We start from the raw sequence: 18,764 nt of genomic DNA on the forward strand, positions 1-18,764 counted from the left end.
CACGAGTGAAGCCGGGCTTTTTTATAGCCGGATCAATCAGGCATCCAGTTCGGCCCAGCGCTCGACCATCACGTCGAGTTCAGCCTGTAACTGCTCAAGCTGAGCGATCACTGCAGCCGTCTCGGCAGGAGGACGCTGATAGAAGCCGGCGTCCGCCATCTGCGCTTCAACCACTGCGATCTGCTGCTCCATGGCTTCGATCTGGCCAGGCAAGGCTTCCAGCTCACGCTGCAACTTGTAGCTGAGTTTCTTTTTCGCCACCGGCGCTGGCGTTTCCACTGCAGCAACCGGCGCAGGTTCGGCCGTCACGACAGCCGAATTCAGGTCGGCCTTGCCGGACTTGCTCTCGGTCACACCCAGCAGGCGCGGCGAGCCGCCCTGACGCAGCCAGTCCTGATAACCACCGACGTATTCGCGAACCTTGCCTTCACCTTCGAAGACCAGGGTGCTGGTGACCACGTTGTCGAGGAATGCCCGGTCGTGGCTGACCATCAGCACAGTGCCGTTGAAGGTCAGCAGGACCTCTTCCAGCAGTTCGAGGGTTTCCACGTCGAGGTCGTTGGTCGGTTCGTCGAGCACCAGCAGGTTCGCCGGTTTGCTGAACAGTTTGGCCAGCAGCAGACGCGCACGCTCACCACCGGACAACGCCTTGACCGGCGTGCGGGCACGCTGCGGGCTGAACAGGAAGTCGCCGAGGTAGCTCAGCACGTGACGGCTCTGGCCGTCGATATCGATGAAGTCGCGACCTTCAGCGACGTTGTCGATCACGGTCTTTTCCAGGTCCAACTGATGGCGCAACTGGTCGAAATAGGCCACGTCGATGCGCGTCCCCTCTTCCACTGTGCCGCTGGTCGGTTGCAGACCGTTGAGCATCAGCTTCAACAGCGTGGTCTTGCCGGTACCGTTGGCGCCGAGCAGACCGATGCGATCGCCGCGCTGCAGGACCATCGAGAAATCCTTGATCAGGAACGGGCCGCCCGGGTGAGCGAAACTCACGTTCTCGAGCACCATCACCTGCTTGCCGGACTTGTCGGCGGTATCGAGCTGAATGTTGGCCTTGCCGGTACGCTCGCGACGCTCGCTACGCTCGACGCGCAGGGCTTTCAGTGCACGGACACGGCCTTCGTTACGGGTGCGACGCGCCTTGATGCCCTGGCGGATCCAGACTTCTTCCTGGGCCAGTTTTTTATCGAACAGCGCGTTGGCGGTTTCTTCAGCGGCCAGTGTGGCCTCTTTGTGCACGAGGAAGCTGGCGTAATCGCCGTTCCAGTCGATCAAGCCGCCGCGATCCAGTTCCAGGATACGGGTTGCAAGGTTCTGCAGGAATGAACGGTCGTGCGTGATGAACAGTACGGCGCCCTGGAAATCCTTCAGCGCTTCTTCAAGCCAGGCGATGGCACCGATGTCCAGGTGGTTGGTCGGTTCGTCGAGCAGCAGCAGGTCCGGTTCGGAAACCAGCGCCTGAGCCAACAGGACGCGACGACGCCAGCCGCCGGACAATTCGGCGAGGGTCTTGTCGGCAGGCAACTGCAGACGGCTCAAGGTGCTGTCGACCAGTTGCTGCAAGCGCCAGCCATCTCGGGCTTCGAGGTCGTGCTGGACGTGCATCAGCTTGTCCAGATCGGCGTCAGTGACGATGTTCTGGCTCAGATGGTGATATTCGGCAAGCAACGCACCAACGCCGTCGAGGCCTTCGGCGACCACGTCGAACACGGTCCGCTCGTCGGCTACCGGCAATTCTTGCGGCAATTCACCAATCTTGAGGCCAGGTGCGCGCCAAACGGAGCCATCGTCGGGCTTCTGGTCGCCCTTGACGAGCTTCATCATGCTGGACTTGCCAGTGCCGTTGCGGCCGATGATGCACACCCGCTCACCACGGGCGATCTGCCACGACACCTTGTCCAACAACGGCATAGCGCCGAAAGCAAGGGACACATCGCTGAATTTGAGCAGGGTCATGAGCTTCTCCAAAAACCGGGCGCGCATTCTACCTGACTTGAGGCTACAGAAGGCCGGCAATTTCAATGTCGAAGCACTCTGCACAACAATTGTTGCGAACTTATGCTGGCATGTCGGCAAAGCTTTCACCCGCTGCTGGCAAAAGGCTAAGCTACATATAATTAGGTGCCGGTCTTACCAGCACTTGTCATGATTTTTCTGCCCGGATGTCTCATGCGCAGTCGCCTTTTCAGTCTTTTTTCGTGTTTGCTTCTTACAGCCGCTGCCGTTCAATCCGCCCAGGCGGTAGACCTGTCTACCCAACGCCAGTATTACGACGAAGCCAAGCGTGCCTTGGCCAAGGGCGATTCCGGCCCCTATTTCCGTTATAGCCAGGCGCTCAGCGATTATCCGCTGACCCCCTACCTGGCTTATGACGAACTGACCGCGCGGCTGAAAACCGCAAACAATGCCGAAATCGAGAACTTCCTCGCCGAACATGGTGACCTGCCTCAAGCCAACTGGATGAAATTGCGCTGGTTGCGCTGGCTGGCCGAACGCGGCGATTGGGAAACGTTCGTCAAATATTATGACCCCAAGCTCAATTTCACCGAACTGGACTGCCTGAACGCGCAGTATCAGATCAGCCATAACCGTAAGACCGAAGGTTACGCCAACGCCGACAAACTCTGGCTGAGCGGCAAAACCCGCCCCGAGGCATGCGATGCAGTGTTCGGCATGTGGGCCGCCGATGGTCAACTGACTGAACAGAAACGCTGGGAACGCACCAAGCTCGCCGCCCAGGCCGGCAACTACCCGCTGGCCAACAGCCTGATCAATGGCCTGACGACCCTCGCCCCGCGCGGTCGCCTGCTGGTGGATGTGGCGCAGAAACCCGAACTGCTGAATCAGCCGTCGCGCTTTACCCCGGCCGATGAGCCGATGTCCGACATCGTCAGCCTTGGCCTGCGCCGCCTGGCCCGTCAGGATCCGGACAGGGCCATGGCCCTGCTCGACGGCTACGCCAGCAGCATGCACTTCTCCCGGGACGAAAAAGTCGCGATCGCCCGGGAAATCGGGCTGACCCTCGCTCGACGTTTCGACAGTCGCGCGCTGGACGTGATGACCAAATACGACCCGGAGCTGCGGGACAACACCGTTTCGGAATGGCGTTTGCGCCTGCTGTTGCGTCTGGCCCGCTGGGACGATGCCTATCAGTTGACCCGCCGCCTGCCTCAGGACCTGGCCACCACCAACCGTTGGCGTTACTGGCAGGCTCGCACCCTGGAGTTGGCGCAGCCACAGAATCCGCAAGCGCAAACGCTTTACAAGGGCCTGGCTCGCGAACGCGACTTCTACGGTTTCCTGGCGGCCGACCGTTCGCAGTCTCCCTATTCGCTGATCAACAAACCGCTGATGCTCAGCCAGGCGCTGATCAACAAGGTACGCAATACCCCCGGTGTGCGCCGCGCGCTGGAGTTCCATGCACGCGGGCAGATCGTCGACGGCCGACGCGAGTGGTACCACGTCAGCCGGCACTTCAGCCGTGATGAAATGGTTGCCCAGGCGAAACTGGCTTACGACCTGAAATGGTATTTCCCGGCGATCCGCACCATCAGTCAGGCGCAGTACTGGGACGACCTGGACATCCGCTTCCCGATGGCTCACCGCGATACCCTGGTGCGTGAAGCCAAGGTCCGTGGCCTGCACTCGAGCTGGGTGTTCGCGATCACTCGTCAGGAAAGCGCCTTCATGGACGACGCCCGTTCCGGCGTTGGCGCCAGCGGCCTGATGCAACTGATGCCCGGCACCGCCAAGGAAACCGCGCGCAAGTTCAGCATTCCCCTGGCCTCGCCGCAGCAAGTGCTCGATCCGGACAAGAATATCCAGCTCGGCGCCGCTTATCTGAGCCAGGTCCATAGCCAGTTCAACGGCAACCGCGTGCTCGCCTCCGCTGCCTACAACGCCGGCCCCGGCCGCGTGCGTCAATGGCTGCGCGGCGCCGACCACCTGAGCTTCGATGTGTGGGTGGAAAGCATCCCGTTCGACGAAACCCGCCAGTACGTGCAGAACGTGCTGTCGTATTCGGTGATCTACGGCCAGAAGCTCAATTCACCGCAGCCGCTGGTGGATTGGCATGAACGTTACTTTGACGATCAATGAGCCTGCTTTGAAACGCTGACAAAAATGCCCGCATCGATTGATGCGGGCTTTTTTTATGGTGCTCGACTTGGTCGGTTACTTATTCGGTTACTTGGTCAGTTGGGGCATGGAGCCCATCACTAAACTGCAACGCAGCCAATCGCGCATACAACGCATTGCTCGCAATCAACTCCTGATGCGTCCCCACCGCCACCAGTTTCCCTTGGTCCATCACCGCGATTCGGTCAGCGTTTTTCACTGTCGCCAGTCGATGGGCGATGACCAGTGTGGTGCGGTTTTTCATCAGGCTGGGCAGGGCTTGCTGGATCAGGTGCTCGCTCTGGGCGTCGAGGGCGCTGGTGGCTTCGTCGAGCAGCAGGATCGGCGCGTCCACCAGCAGCGCCCGGGCGATCGCCAGGCGTTGGCGTTGACCGCCGGACAAACCGAGACCCGCGTCGCCGAGGTGGGTCTGGTAGCCGTTGGGCATTTGCTCGATGAAGTCGTGGGCGTAGGCAATTTTGGCGGCTTCCTGGACCTGGGCCAAAGTCGCCGTCGGGTGGCCGTAGCGAATGTTCTCTTCGATGCTGCCGAAGAACAGCGCCGGGGTTTGCGAGACGAGGGCGAAGCAGCGACGCAGGTCCAGAGGGTCGAGTTGGGTCAGCGGCACACCGTCCAGCAGGATGCGTCCTTCAGCGGGGTCGTAAAAGCGCAACAGCAGGTCATACACCGTCGATTTGCCGGCACCTGACGGCCCGACCAGAGCGAGCGTTTCGCCGGCATTGATCGTCAGACTCAAACCATCGACGGCATAGCTCTCAGGACGCGACGGGTAGGAAAAGCGCACATCTTGCAGCACCAGATCGCCCTTCACCCGTTCAGGCAGGGTCACCAGCCCATGGGTCGGTGGCTGGATGATGTTTTCCGAACGCAACAGCTCGGCAATCCGCTCCGCCGCCCCTGCTGCTCGCTGCAGTTCGCCGATCACTTCACTCAATGTGCCGAAGGCGCCACCGACGATCAGGCTGTAAAAGACGAACGCTGCCAACTCACCCGCGGAAATCCGCCCGGCGATGACGTCCATTCCGCCGACCCAGAGCATCACCCCGACCGCGCCCAACACCAGCAGGATCACCAGGGTGATCAACCAGGCTCGCTGGAAAATGCGTTTGCGGGCGGTACTGAAAGCCTCTTCCACGGTCGCGGCAAAACGCTGTTCGTCCTGCACCTGATGGTTGTAGGCCTGAACGGTTTTGATCTGACTCAGGGTTTCGGACACATAACTGCCGATATCGGCAACCCGATCCTGGCTCTGGCGCGACAGGGTGCGTACCCGGCGGCCAAAAATCAGGATCGGCGCGACCACCAACGGCAATGCGACCACTACGATGCTGGTCAGCTTGGGGTTGGTGATAAACAACAAGACAATCCCGCCGATCACCATCAGCCCGTTGCGCAGGAACAGCGATAGCGAAGAGCCGATCACCGATTGCAGCAGCGTGGTGTCGGCAGTCAGTCGTGACTGGATCTCGGAGCTGCGGTTGTCCTCATAAAAACCCGGATGCAGATAGACCAGGTGGTTGAACACCCGACGGCGAATGTCCGCGACAACGCGCTCGCCAATCCACGACACCAGGTAAAAGCGCACAAAGGTGCCGATCGCCAGACCGATCACCAGCAACATGAACAGGCCGATGGATTGATTGAGCAAATGCGTCGACTGGGTCATGAAACCCTGATCCACCAACAGGCGAATCCCCTGCCCCATGGACAAGGTGATGCCGGCAGTGACAATCAACGCCAGCAAGGCGCCGAAGGCTGGCCAGCGATAAGGCGTGATGAAACGGCTGGCCAGGCGAATGGCGCGGCGGTGACGGGCAGAAAGCATGAAGATCATCCGAAGGCGTAACCCATGGTTTTGACCCGATCAAGCCTACACTGCTCAATCGGATTGAACGCTGTAAATCACAATGAGTAACGTTAATTATGACCACCAAGACTAGTGGCTAGAGGTTATTGGTCTAAAGTCCGGGTGGAAACATCAGGGTATTTCTGATGGACTGAAGATGCCGACCTGAAAGATCGCAGGGAATTGTCACAGCCCGGTCACCTGGCGGTTTTACAGTAAGCGCACAACCTGATGAGGAGACAGGCCATGTCCTTGCAAAACAGCAGCGATGACAAGATTCAAGTGATCCGCACACAGCCAGACCAGTCTCTGGGTTGCTCGATTATCGATGAGGATGGGCGTGAAGTACCGATCACTGAAAGCATGATCCAGGACGCTTGTCGCGAACTGGAAAAGCGATTGGTCAAGCCTGCCGAACAAAAGTGATATAGCCACCGTCTTCTTGACCCGGCCCTGTTGGCCGGGTTTTTTATGGGTGCCTGTTTTGTGTGGCTTTTGTAGGGATCCGGTCAGTTTGCTAGGCCGAGGTTGCGCCTAAGGCCGCCACGATCTGCTGCAACGCCGGCGAATCCCCTTCAATTCGCACTTTCAACCCATCGATCTCACGCCGCAGCGGGTAATGCTTGCGCAGCCCATCGAACGCCGCACGCTGTTCACTCACATTGCCTACGAGGCTGCGACGGAAATCCGCGTCATCACGGCGCGGGTCGTACACGCCACGGCACAACATCGCCAGCGCCCAGGCCGGATCGGTATCAGCATTCAACGTAACAGCCGACAGCCATGGCGCTGGCAGCAAATCGTTCAGGCTGACCTGTTCCGGTTGCCCAAGAAATTTGCAAAACGCCTGATAGATCTGCGCCGTCCCGCGCTGTTTGCCGTCGAGGCTGTAGCCGGCAATGTGCGGCGTCGCGATGACACACAACTCCGCCAGCGCTACATCGACTTCAGGCTCAGCCTCCCAGACATCCAGCACCGCTTGCAGATCTTCACGTTGCAACAGCACCTGACGCAGGGCGGCGTTGTCGATCACCGGGCCACGACTTGCGTTGATCAGCCAGGTGCCGGGTTTGAGTTGGTTCAAACGGTTTTTATCGAACAGATGCCAGGTTGCCTGAGGGCCTTGCTTGTCCAGCGGCGTATGCAGGCTGATGACATCGCATTGCTCGATGATCTGCTCGAGACTGACGTAATCGCCCCCTTCAGCGGCTTGCCGTGGCGGATCGCAAACCAGCACATTCCAGCCCAGGCCTTGCAGAACCTTGACCAGCCGCCCGCCCACCTCGCCGGCGCCGACCACGCCGTAAGTGCGCTGAGCCAGGTCGACCCCTTCGATTTCGGCCAGGGTCAGCAGACTGCCCAGCACGTAATCGACTACACCCCGGGCATTGCAGCCTGGCGCACTGGACCAGGTGATGCCGGCCTGCTGAAAGTAGTCCAGGTCCAAATGATCGGTGCCGATGGTGCACGTGCCGACAAAGCGCACGTTGCTGCCTTCGAGCAATGCACGGTTGACGTTGGTCACTGAGCGCACCAGCAGTACATCGGCCTGCTCGACGGTGGCGCGGTCGATGGAACGTCCCGGCACTCGGCGGATTTCACCGAAACCTTCGAAGAAGGCATCGAGCAACGGGATATTTTCGTCGGCAACAATCAACATGGCAGGCTCCTTTGGCGGACCGGCAGTTTAGGCGCAGATGGAGGTGATGGGCCAGCAGGTATTAAGCACCTTAGTCGCCCCCCCCTCTGTGGCGAGGGAGTGGGGGATGCCTGTAAAACCGATTACAAATCCGCAACACAGGATTTTTCCTGACCATTGCGTCAAGGCGTAGAATGCGCCGCCTCGCGCATCAAAATCCTTTGGACGTTTCGCCTTGAATTCCGTGACTGACCCCACCGCCGCTATTTCCCTCAACCGCCCGGCCCGGGTTCGCCTGGAGCTGAAAAACCTGCTCGGCCTGGCGTTGCCGATCATGATCGCGCAACTGGCGACCACCGCCATGGGCTTCGTCGATGCGGTGATGGCGGGACGGGTCGGGCCTCGCGATCTTGCGGCCGTCGCGCTGGGCAACTCGATCTGGGTGCCGGTGTTTCTGTTGATGACCGGTACGCTGCTGGCCACCACCCCGAAAGTCGCTCAGCGCTTCGGTGCCGGCACTCACAGCGAGATTGGCCCGATCGTGCGTCAGGCCTTGTGGTTGGCGCTGGTGGTGGGTTTGATGGCGACCGGCCTGCTGTTCAGCGCCGAACCGATCCTGCATTTCATGAAGGTCGATCCCGAGCTGATCGGCCCGTGCATGCAGTACCTGCACGGCATCGCCAGCGGCCTGCCCGCCGTCGCGTTCTATCACGTATTGCGCTGTTTCAGTGATGGCCTGGGTCGCACGCGTCCGGCCATGGTCCTTGGTTTGTGCGGGCTGGCGCTGAACATTCCGCTCAATTACATCTTCATCTATGGCCACTTTGGTGTGCCGGCGATGGGCGGTGTCGGCTGCGGCTGGGCCACGGCAATCGTGATGTGGGTGATGGCGCTGGGGATGGCCGGCTGGGAACGCTGGGCACCGGCCTATCAGTCGAGCCAGTTGTTCAGCCGTTTCGACTGGCCCCAGTGGGCGGTGATCAAACGCTTGCTGGGCATCGGCCTGCCGATCGGCATCGCCGTTTTCGCCGAGTCGAGCATCTTTGCGGTGATCGCCCTGCTGATCGGCAGCCTCGGCGCCACTGTGGTCGCCGGGCACCAGATCGCCCTGAATTTCAGCTCACTGGTGTTCATGATCCCCTACTCCCTGGGCATGGCCGTGACCGTGCGGGTCGGCCAGGCACTGGGCCGCGAAGAACCACGCGAAGCACGCTTCGCCGCCGGAGTCGGCATGGGCACGGCACTGGCTTATGCGTGTATTTCCGCAAGCATGATGCTGTTGCTGCGTGAACCCATCGCCGCGATCTACACCGCCGACCCGACGGTGATTCACGTGGCCGCGATGCTGATTGTGTACTCGGCGCTGTTCCAGTTTTCCGATGCGATCCAGGTGACGGCGGCCGGTGCACTGCGCGGCTATCAAGACACGCGAGTGACGATGATCCTGACGCTGTTCGCTTATTGGGGCATCGGTTTGCCGGTGGGTTACGCCTTGGGCCTGACCGATTGGTTCGGCGCGCCGAGCGGCCCGAGCGGGCTGTGGCAGGGTTTGATCGTCGGCTTGAGTTGCGCGGCGCTGATGCTGTCGATCCGCCTGGCGCGCAGCGCACGCAAGCGGATCCGCATCAGCCGTTCGACCGATTAAGCGAGCGCAAAAAAAGGGCCTGCACATGCAGGCCTTTTTTGTGCCCGTTGTCTCGTCCTGAATAAGGTTTACACCTTCTGACTTATCTTCAGGAGGAACCAATGGATACGGGGAAAAGGCGCAGCCAGCGAGATTACACGCTGGGCTTTAAATTGGCAGTCGTCGATCAGGTCGAAAAAGGCGAGTTGAGTTATAAAGAGGCTCAACGGCGCTACGGGATTCAGGGGCGGTCGACTGTGCTGGTGTGGTTACGCAAGCATGGGCGGCAGGACTGGAGCCAAGGCGCCTCTATTCGCGCCCAGAGGAGCCGACCGATGGACGAACAAAGTTTGCCGCTGACCCCTGAGCAGCGAATCAAGGAGCTGGAGGAAAAACTGGCCCTTGCCAATCAGAAAGCCCAATTCTTCGAAGCGGTGGTTGACGTGTTGAAGAACGATTACGGGGTTTCTATCGTAAAAAAGCGATCCGGCAAGTCCTCACCCAAGGGCAAGTCCAAGGCCTGAGCATTCAGAGGGCTTGCCAGTTTCTGGGCATATCCCGGCAGGCGTACTACAAACGAAACCGGGCTTATGACGCGCAAGCCAGTCATGCTCAGAAAGTGCTGGGTTTTGTCCTGGAAACACGTCTTCAGATGCCCCGGCTGGGCACTCGCAAGCTGCATGGCCTTATGCAGGCGGAGCCTGAGCTGACGCAAACGGTAGGTCGAGATCGGCTATTCGATATCTTGCGAGACAATCGGCAACTGGTTCCTCGCAAGCGCGCCTATCACAAGACCACTGACAGCCATCATCGCTTCCGCCGACATCCGAACCGGTTAAAACCTGGCCCTGATCAAGTGACTGCCACGGGACCCGAGCAGGTCTGGGTGGCGGACATCACCTATTTGCCGACCCAACAAAGCGTTGCCTATGTGAGCTTGGTGACCGATGCCTACTCTCGCAAAATCGTCGGCCATCACGTGCATGAAACCCTGCACACCGAATCGGTCATCCAGGCGATGAGTAAGGCTCTACGGGGCAGAAGAACGGATCAGACGCTGGTGCATCACTCAGATCGCGGCTCGCAATACTGCTCTGATCTCTACCAGAAGTTGCACGCCAAACATGGAATCAGGTGCTCGATGACCGACGGGTATGACTGTTATCAGAACGCTTTGGCAGAGCGTGTGAACGGGATCTTGAAGACAGAGTTTCTGCTTCACCGACCTAGAGATCTGGCCGAGGCGATTCGAATGGTCGACGAGTCGATAAGCATCTACAACAGCAAACGTCCGCACCTATCGTTGAAATGCAAAACGCCCGATGCGGTGCATCGGGCGTTTTGAGGGTGAAACAGGTGTAAACCTATTTCAGGACTAGACACGTTAAGCGAGCTTCTTGCGGATCCAGTACAGGTAGGTGCCTGCCTCTTCGTGCTGCGCCACCAACTCGTGGTCGAGGAACACGCAGAACTTGGGAATGTCGCGACGGGTCGACGGGTCAGTGGCGATCACCTTCAGCAGGCCGCCAGGCACCAGGTCACGGATGTGCTGGTGCAGCATCATCACCGGTTCCGGGCAATTGAGGCCGGTGGCATCGAGGGTGCCGTCAACCGGCGTATCGATCATTTCACTCATGGTTTACTCCTGAAACTTGCCGCCATTGTCGCGCATTGCCGGGTGTTCGGTCACCTATGGGAGCGGGACCGTATGAATCAGCGGGATTTCGGTTTTTTCACGTCAAGCCGGCGCAAATGGCAGGTCACTTCTTCACGGTCGTGATACAGCTGCTTGCAGCCGATTTCAACCCGAATGCCCCGCGCCTTGAACCCCTCGGCAATACGCTCCAGCAAGCGCTTCACTTCGGCATAACGCTGTTTCATCGGCAGCTTGAGGTTGACCACCGCTTCCCGGCAATGCCCCTCGCCAATCCATTCTTCCAGCATCGCCGCGTTGCGCGCCGGCTTCTCGACGATGTCGCAGACCATCCAGTCCACCGGCTGTTTGGGCTTGAAGGTGAAACCGTCGGCCATCAAGTGCTGCACCAGACCGGTATCCATCAGGCTTTCGGCCATCGGGCCGTTGTCGATGGCGGTCACCAGCATGCCGCGGTTGACCAGTTGCCAGGTCCAGCCGCCAGGGGCGGCGCCGAGGTCGACACCGGTCATGTCGCTGTGCAGACGCTCATCCCACTGGTCGCGGGGAATGAAGTGATGCCAGGCCTCTTCCAGCTTCAACGTCGAACGGCTCGGCGCTTCACGGGGGAACTTCAGGCGCGGAATGCCCATCGGCCACATCGCCGAGTTGTTCGACTCCGCCAGCCCCATGAACACTTCGCGGCCGCTCTTGAAGGTCAGCAGCAGACGCGGCTTGTTGGGGTCTTCCACCAGTTTGCCGGCCGCCATCAACGCCTTGCGCAGGTGCACTTCAAACTTCTTGCAGAAGTTCGACAGCTCTTTGCCATCGTTGGTGTCGACCATTTCCAGCCACAGGCTGCCGCACAGTGGGAAGTCCGCCATGTGGGCGAGGATCACGCTGATGCGGTCGGTTTCCGGCAGATCAATAAAGATCCCACGGGCCCACTGGCGCGGGAAGATCAGGTCGGCGAAACGCTGGCCACGCATCAGGCGTTCGGCGCCGTCTTCTTCGGTGCAGATGAATTCGGCATAGGCGCTGGCGGTTTTGGCCTTGGCATAACCGGCCACGTTCAGCCGCGCGGCATGTTCGGAAATCTCGGAACAGACTTCGCCTTCGAAGCCCGGTCGGCAATGCATAAAGAGGGTGTTCATTCTTACTCCTGGGCAGTTGGCGGAAAAATTGCGCCACTGCGCGATGCCCAGGCTTGCGTTGAAGCAAAGCCTGTCACGAAAACCGGCGCATGATAGCCGAGTTCGGAACCTTGGACTTGCCCTTAGGGTCCAGTTATTAGCCTTAAGCACCAAACAGGACTAGGTTTAAACCTCTGCCCTTCCCTCCGTCCGTAGCCGTGCGGACTTAAAGGAGTCATTTCAATGCCGTCCCTCGATAGCCTGAAAACCCTTAAAACCTTACAAGTCGACGACAAGACCTATCACTACTTCAGCTTGCCCGAAGCCGCCAAGAGCCTGGGTGATCTCGACAAGCTGCCCATGTCGTTGAAAGTGTTGCTGGAAAACCTGCTGCGCTGGGAGGACGAGAAAACCGTCACCGGCGCCGACCTCAAGGCGATTGCCGCCTGGCTCAAGGAGCGTCGCTCCGACCGCGAAATCCAATACCGCCCCGCGCGGGTATTGATGCAGGACTTTACCGGTGTCCCGGCCGTGGTCGACCTGGCCGCCATGCGCGCCGCCATGGCCAAGGCCGGTGGCGACCCACAGCGCATCAATCCGCTGTCGCCGGTGGACCTGGTGATCGACCACTCGGTGATGGTCGACAAGTTCGCCAGCTCAAGCGCCTTCGAACAGAACGTCGACATCGAAATGCAGCGCAACCACGAGCGGTACGCCTTCCTGCGCTGGGGTCAGAGCGCCTTCGCCAACTTCAGCGTGGTGCCGCCGGGCACCGGTATCTGTCACCAGGTCAACCTTGAATACCTAGGACGCACGGTCTGGACCAAGGATGAGGACGGCCGCACCTATGCTTTCCCCGACACCCTGGTCGGCACTGACTCCCACACCACCATGATCAACGGCCTCGGCGTACTCGGCTGGGGCGTCGGCGGGATCGAAGCGGAAGCGGCGATGCTGGGTCAACCGGTGTCGATGCTGATTCCGGAAGTGATCGGCTTCAAACTCACTGGCAAGCTCAAGGAAGGCATCACCGCCACCGACCTGGTGCTGACCGTCACCCAGATGCTGCGCAAGAAAGGCGTGGTCGGCAAATTCGTCGAGTTCTACGGCGACGGCCTCGCCGACCTGCCGCTGGCCGACCGCGCGACCATTGCGAACATGGCTCCGGAATACGGCGCCACCTGCGGCTTCTTCCCGGTGGACGAGGTGACCCTGGAGTACCTGCGCCTGTCCGGCCGTACCTCGGAAACCGTGAAACTGGTGGAGGCCTACAGCAAGACCCAGGGCCTGTGGCGCCTGCCCGGCAAAGAGCCGGTGTTCACCGACAGCCTGGCCCTGGACATGGGCAGCGTCGAGGCCAGCCTCGCCGGACCGAAACGCCCACAAGACCGCGTCTCGTTGCCGAATGTGGCGCAAGCGTTCACTGACTTTCTCGGCCTGCAAATCAAACCGACCAGCAAGGAAGAAGGTCGCCTCGAAAGTGAGGGCGGCGGTGGCGTCGCGGTAGGCAACGCCGATCTGATCGGTGAAGCGGACTACGCCCACGAAGGCCATACGCATCGGCTGAAAAACGGTGCGGTGGTGATTGCCGCGATCACCTCCTGCACCAACACCTCCAATCCCAGTGTGATGATGGCAGCCGGACTGGTGGCGAAAAAAGCCGTGGAAAAAGGCCTCAAGCGCAAACCCTGGGTCAAGAGTTCCCTGGCCCCCGGTTCGAAAGTGGTCACCGACTATTACAAGGCAGCCGGTCTGACCCAATACCTCGACCAACTCGGTTTTGCCCTGGTCGGTTATGGCTGCACCACCTGCATCGGCAACTCCGGGCCGTTGCCGGAGCCGATTGAAAAAGCCATCCAGAAAGCCGACCTGACCGTCGCCTCGGTGCTGTCGGGCAACCGCAACTTCGAAGGCCGCGTGCATCCGCTGGTGAAAACCAACTGGCTGGCCTCCCCGCCCCTGGTCGTCGCCTACGCGCTGGCCGGCACGGTGCGCATCGACATCAGCAGCGAGCCCTTGGGAAACGACAAGGACGGCCACCCGGTTTACCTGCGAGACATCTGGCCGAGCACCAAGGAAATCGCCGACGCGGTAACTCAGGTGAACACCGCAATGTTCCACAAGGAGTACGCCGAAGTGTTCGCCGGCGACGAGCAGTGGCAAGCCATCGAAGTGCCGCAGGCAGCGACTTATGTCTGGAACAACGATTCGACGTATATCCAGCACCCGCCCTTCTTCGATGACATTGGCGGCCCTGCGCCGGTGGTCAAGAATGTCGAAGGGGCGAAAGTCCTCGCGCTGCTCGGCGATTCGGTAACCACCGACCACATCTCCCCCGCCGGCAACATCAAGACCGACAGCCCTGCCGGCCGTTACCTGCGCGAACAAGGGGTGGAACCACGGGACTTCAACTCCTACGGCTCGCGTCGCGGTAACCACGAAGTGATGATGCGCGGCACCTTCGCCAACATCCGCATTCGCAACGAAATGCTCGGTGGTGAAGAAGGCGGCAACACGATTTACATTCCGACCGGGGAAAAACTGCCGATCTACGACGCGGCCATGCGTTACCAGGCAGCGGGCACGCCCCTGGTGGTGATCGCCGGGCAAGAATACGGCACCGGATCGAGCCGTGACTGGGCGGCCAAGGGCACCAACCTGCTGGGGGTCAAAGCCGTCATCGCTGAAAGCTTCGAGCGGATTCACCGTTCAAATCTGGTGGGCATGGGCGTGTTGCCATTGCAGTTCAAGCTGGATCAGAACCGCAAGAGCCTGAACCTCACCGGCAAGGAAACCCTGGACATTCTTGGCCTGACGGGCGTCGAACTGACTCCGCGGATGAACCTGACGCTGGTCATCACCCGTGAAGACGGCAGCCAGGAGAAGGTCGAGGTATTGTGCCGGATCGATACCCTGAACGAAGTGGAGTACTTCAAGGCCGGAGGGATTTTGCATTACGTGTTGCGGCAGTTGATTGCCTCGTAACGCCTCCGCTGACAACGACACCGCCTTCGGGCGGTGTTTTTGTTTGGGCGGTGTATGTCTCTATAATCGCGTTCCAATTGCATAGGTGTTGTGTACGACACATGACCAATGTGGGGGCGACCCATGGCGAGGGGGCTTGTCGGAACGCCGCACCGCCCCGTTTGAGGTGCGTAGCACTCACAAGATCTTTGGTATATCTGAGATTTGGGGGCTGCTTCGCAACCCAACGGGGGCAACCCCCCTCGCCACAGGTCGCTCCCACATAGGCCGGGCAACCTGCAGAATCTCTGAAACAAGGACTTCAAATGATCGCTCTGCCATGGATCTATCTGGCACTTCTCTCGCTCGGCTACAGCCTGGCTTTGATCTACGGCCATCTCGGCTGGCTGGCTGCCATTTCTTTCGGGTTACTGCTGATCGCCGGTTTCGCCGTTCGCCAACAACAGATCCCCCTCGGCCGCTACCTCGGCCACGGCTTGTTCATCGTCCTGGCGGTGGCGCTGGCGACACACTGGCTTCCCGGTTTCTACAACGGTCGCGCTATCGATCCCCTGCGTTTCACCGACGATGCCGTGCGGTTCGCCATGTACCTGAATCAGGACAAACCCCTGATCGGCTTCTGGCTGTTACTGGTCTGCCCATGGATTGTCGGCCGGCGCTCCCTGCGCCTGTCGGTGTATGCCACCGCCCTCGCCCTGACCGTGAGTGCCGTACTGGCTCTGGGTGGTGCGCTATTGCTGGGGGTGATCAGTTGGGCACCGAAATGGCCGGATCAGGCCTGGCTGTGGATGCTGAACAATCTGTTGCTGGTGACGCTGGTGGAAGAAGCGCTGTTTCGTGGCTACATCCAGGGCGGTCTGAGCCGGCAGTTTAAACACCTGCCTTATGGCGAAAGCCTCGCGCTGGTGCTCGCATCATTGCTATTTGGCCTCGTTCATCTGGGCGCTGGCTGGCAATGGGTGTTGCTGGCCAGCCTGGCCGGTGTCGGCTATGGCCTGGCCTACCGGTTCGGTGGGCTGGGTGCGGCCATCGCCACCCATTTTGGTTTGAATCTGCTGCATTTCGGCTTGTTCACGTATCCGATGCTCGCGGGATGATGACGCAGCGGTCGTTTTGCGACGCGTTACTGATTTATTGAAAAAAAACTTCAATAAATGCCCAACGATGCCGATACACCATCAAAGCCTTGCGGATTGAAAAAGCCATGCGTAACAACCAGCCCATTACACAACGCGAACGGACCTTCCCGGCGCAGCAACGGTTGATTTCCACCACCGATGCCAAGGGCATGATCACCTACTGCAACGATGCTTTCGTCGAAATCAGCGGGTTTTCGCGTGAAGAACTGATCCGTGCGCCGCATAACCTGGTTCGTCATCCCGACGTCCCGTCTGCGGTGTTCGCGCACATGTGGGGCACACTGAAACAAGGCTTGCCATGGATGGGCATTGTCAAGAATCGCTGCAAGACCGGTGACCACTACTGGGTTAACGCCTATGTCACACCGGTGTTCGAAGGCAATCAGGTGATCGGTTACGAGTCGGTGCGGGTCAAGCCCACCGCCGAGCAGATCCGCCGTGCCGAAGCGCTCTACCAACGCATCAATCAGGGCAAGTCCGCCGTTCCTCAAAGGGATAAGTGGTTGCCGGTGCTTCAGGACTGGCTGCCGTTCATTCTGGTCAGCCAGTTGAGCTTCATGATCGGCGCCACCCTGACGTCGCAATGGGGCTTCGCCCTCGCCGCCGGTCTTTCGGTGCCGTTGGGCTTGATGGGCTTGAGCTGGCAACAGCGCGGCATCAAGCGCTTGCTGCGCCTGGCCGAACAGACCACGTCCGACCCGCTGATCGCGCAGATGTACACCGACAGCCGCGGTGCCCAGGCACGCTTGGAAATGTCCATTCTCAGCCAGGAAGCTCGCCTGAAAACCTGCCTGACGCGCCTGCAAGACACCGCCGAGCATCTGAACGAACAAGCGAAACAGTCCGACACCCTGGCTCACAACAGCTCCACCGGCCTGGAACGTCAGCGCGTCGAGACCGAGCAAGTGGCGACCGCCGTCAATCAGATGGCCGCTACCACTCAGGAAGTCGCCAGTCACGTGCAGCGCACCGCCGACGCCACTCAGGAAGCCAATCGCCTGACCGGTCGCGGTCGCGACATCGCAGGTGAAACCCGCGAAGCCATTCAACGCCTGTCGGTGGTGGTCGGTGAAACCGGTCTGACGGTCACTCAACTGGCCAAGGACAGCGACGAAATCGGTGGCGTGGTCGATGTGATCAAAGGCATTGCCGACCAGACCAACCTGCTCGCCTTGAACGCTGCGATCGAAGCCGCCCGTGCTGGTGAGATGGGCCGTGGTTTTGCGGTGGTGGCCGACGAAGTGCGCCAATTGGCGCAGCGCACCAGCGAATCCACCGGGCAGATCCACGCCCTGATCGCCAAGCTGCAACAAACCGCCAGCACGGCGGTGCAAACCATGGAGGCCGGCCATCGCCAGGCTGAAGAAGGTGTGGCGCGGGTATTGGAAGCGGATCAGGCGCTGGTGGGCATCAGCGAAGCGGTAGCCCACATCACCGACATGACCACCCAGATCGCTGCCGCGACCGAAGAGCAAAGTTCGGTGGCCGAAGAAATCAGCCGCAACATCAGCAACATCTCGCAACTGGCTGATCAGACCTCGGAACAGGCACAGAACTCGGCGCTACTGAGTGAAGAACTGACCAAGACGGCGAATACCCAGTATTCGTTGGTGGAGCGGTTTAACCGCTGATCGTGGTCGAAAAACAAAAAACCCGGACAGCGAAAGCTTCCGGGTTTTTTATCGTCATTCTGAAAGGTCTGGTGCCGCGAGACCGCCGCCTCAGATTACACATCTATGCGCCCCTGCCTACAACCGGCCCAGAATCCCCCGACTTGTCCACCTCAGAGTCCGACTCTATTGTTTGCCGGTAAAAACTCAATCACTTAAGCTGGTCAGCATGAATACATCTCCTTCGGAGGCTCCGATGGCCACCACTAGAAAGATCGGCAAGCCCGACAAAAAGGTCGTTCGCGATGAACTGACGTTCCTTGATGTTCAGCAAGCCGCGCGTGATGGGCAAAAAGCGTTCGATAAATTTGTGATCACTGGCAAGCTACCTATTAGAAAGTAGCCATGGATGCCAGCTGTCAAAATCTCTGCACTTTTTGAACAAATAAACAACTGGCAAAACTTCGCCGCACACTTTTACAACTACAAAGTGTGCGGCGAACTGCCGACTATTTTCGGGCGAGACGAACGGCTCGACCTCAGCGATATGCACCACATCCACCTGGCAAGCACTCAAGCGATTCAAGCCCGATGGGCAAAAATCGACCGCCAGTATTATCGAACCGCTCTGGTTGAAGATCCTGACAATGACTTCTGGCTGATCTATGCCTTTGACGCCTTTCGGGATGAATACCTTTTGCTGACTGTCACCGGCCCTGATGCCCATAACCGAAGTGAGTGGGGTTCATTCCTGCGCACCGTGCATTGTGAAATCGTTGGGCCTTGGGTAGTGGGTAAAGTCATCTTTCCCGACCTGGACGACTGTTGATTCAAATGACGGACCAGACCTCGGAACAGGCACAAAACTCGGCGCTGCTGAGTGAGGAACTAACCAAGACCGCGAATACCCGGTATTCGTTGGTGGAGCGGTTTAACCGCTGACAACAAAGTCAAAAGATCGCAGGCTGCGCCAGCTCCTACATTTGAACGGCGTACACCCTGTAGGAGCTGACGA

General features: G+C 59.5%; 14 protein-coding genes and 1 pseudogene. 10 read left to right on the forward strand and 5 right to left on the reverse strand.

What is annotated here, in order from left to right; genetic code table 11:
* Nucleotides 1–36: 36 nt before the first annotated feature.
* A complete protein-coding gene (locus tag FFH90_RS20990) occupies nucleotides 37–1,959 on the reverse strand; it encodes an ATP-binding cassette domain-containing protein (RefSeq protein ID WP_018925314.1) in 1,923 nt (640 codons plus the stop codon).
* A gap of 213 nt (nucleotides 1,960–2,172) precedes the next feature.
* Between FFH90_RS20990 and FFH90_RS21000 the strand changes: the two genes are divergently transcribed.
* Nucleotides 2,173–4,101, forward strand: coding sequence for a transglycosylase SLT domain-containing protein (locus FFH90_RS21000; RefSeq protein ID WP_018925313.1), 1,929 nt, complete (start codon nucleotides 2,173–2,175; stop codon nucleotides 4,099–4,101).
* A gap of 79 nt (nucleotides 4,102–4,180) precedes the next feature.
* Here the strand turns inward: FFH90_RS21000 and FFH90_RS21005 are convergent, their stop codons facing one another.
* Complete coding sequence (locus tag FFH90_RS21005) at nucleotides 4,181–5,965, reverse strand: ABC transporter transmembrane domain-containing protein (RefSeq protein ID WP_138866038.1); 1,785 nt, start codon at nucleotides 5,963–5,965, stop codon at nucleotides 4,181–4,183.
* A 267-nt stretch (nucleotides 5,966–6,232) separates the two neighbouring features.
* Between FFH90_RS21005 and FFH90_RS21010 the strand changes: the two genes are divergently transcribed.
* Nucleotides 6,233–6,412, forward strand: coding sequence for a PA1571 family protein (locus tag FFH90_RS21010; RefSeq protein WP_018925311.1), 180 nt, complete (start codon nucleotides 6,233–6,235; stop codon nucleotides 6,410–6,412).
* A gap of 91 nt (nucleotides 6,413–6,503) precedes the next feature.
* On the opposite strand, the gene pdxB is transcribed toward FFH90_RS21010, so the two are convergent.
* On the reverse strand, nucleotides 6,504–7,646 hold the full coding sequence (gene pdxB, locus FFH90_RS21015; protein WP_138866039.1) for a 4-phosphoerythronate dehydrogenase PdxB: 1,143 nt from the start codon (nucleotides 7,644–7,646) through the stop codon (nucleotides 6,504–6,506).
* A gap of 214 nt (nucleotides 7,647–7,860) precedes the next feature.
* Between pdxB and FFH90_RS21020 the strand changes: the two genes are divergently transcribed.
* Both FFH90_RS21020 and FFH90_RS21025 read left to right on the forward strand, forming a co-directional pair.
* A complete protein-coding gene (locus FFH90_RS21020; RefSeq protein WP_138866040.1) occupies nucleotides 7,861–9,270 on the forward strand; it encodes an MATE family efflux transporter in 1,410 nt (469 codons plus the stop codon).
* A gap of 101 nt (nucleotides 9,271–9,371) precedes the next feature.
* A protein-coding gene (locus FFH90_RS21025; protein ID WP_168206155.1) for an IS3 family transposase occupies nucleotides 9,372–10,594 on the forward strand; the annotation gives its coding sequence in 2 pieces (ribosomal slippage) (nucleotides 9,372–9,723 and nucleotides 9,723–10,594; 1,224 coding nt in all).
* A 39-nt stretch (nucleotides 10,595–10,633) separates the two neighbouring features.
* Here FFH90_RS21025 and tusA read toward each other — a convergent pair.
* Entirely contained in the window at nucleotides 10,634–10,885 is a 252-nt protein-coding gene (gene tusA / locus FFH90_RS21030; protein WP_007907805.1) for a sulfurtransferase TusA, read from the reverse strand.
* A 77-nt stretch (nucleotides 10,886–10,962) separates the two neighbouring features.
* Complete coding sequence (rlmM, locus tag FFH90_RS21035; protein WP_018925308.1) at nucleotides 10,963–12,036, reverse strand: 23S rRNA (cytidine(2498)-2'-O)-methyltransferase RlmM; 1,074 nt, start codon at nucleotides 12,034–12,036, stop codon at nucleotides 10,963–10,965.
* A gap of 222 nt (nucleotides 12,037–12,258) precedes the next feature.
* Between rlmM and acnA the strand changes: the two genes are divergently transcribed.
* The 6 genes and pseudogenes from acnA to FFH90_RS30775 all read left to right on the forward strand — a co-directional run.
* A complete protein-coding gene (gene acnA / locus FFH90_RS21040) occupies nucleotides 12,259–15,000 on the forward strand; it encodes an aconitate hydratase AcnA (RefSeq protein ID WP_138866041.1) in 2,742 nt (913 codons plus the stop codon).
* A gap of 305 nt (nucleotides 15,001–15,305) precedes the next feature.
* Nucleotides 15,306–16,097, forward strand: coding sequence for a CPBP family intramembrane glutamic endopeptidase (locus FFH90_RS21050; RefSeq protein ID WP_018925306.1), 792 nt, complete (start codon nucleotides 15,306–15,308; stop codon nucleotides 16,095–16,097).
* Nucleotides 16,098–16,204: 107 nt separating this feature from the next.
* Nucleotides 16,205–17,770 carry a PAS domain-containing methyl-accepting chemotaxis protein gene (locus FFH90_RS21055; protein ID WP_018925305.1) on the forward strand — a complete coding sequence of 522 codons (1,566 nt, stop codon included), beginning with the start codon at nucleotides 16,205–16,207 and terminating at the stop codon, nucleotides 17,768–17,770.
* 235 nt (nucleotides 17,771–18,005) lie between these two features.
* Entirely contained in the window at nucleotides 18,006–18,152 is a 147-nt protein-coding gene (locus tag FFH90_RS30035) for a hypothetical protein (protein ID WP_007942217.1), read from the forward strand.
* Nucleotides 18,153–18,158: 6 nt separating this feature from the next.
* Nucleotides 18,159–18,578, forward strand: a complete 420-nt coding sequence (locus FFH90_RS21060; protein WP_111454687.1) for a type II toxin-antitoxin system YafO family toxin — start codon at nucleotides 18,159–18,161, stop codon at nucleotides 18,576–18,578.
* An 8-nt stretch (nucleotides 18,579–18,586) separates the two neighbouring features.
* A pseudogene (locus tag FFH90_RS30775) lies at nucleotides 18,587–18,691 on the forward strand (aerotaxis receptor Aer); the annotation flags it as partial.
* Nucleotides 18,692–18,764: the final 73 nt, after the last annotated feature.

Source organism: Pseudomonas sp. ATCC 43928 (genome assembly GCF_005938665.2).
In the GTDB taxonomy this organism is placed as follows: domain Bacteria; phylum Pseudomonadota; class Gammaproteobacteria; order Pseudomonadales; family Pseudomonadaceae; genus Aquipseudomonas.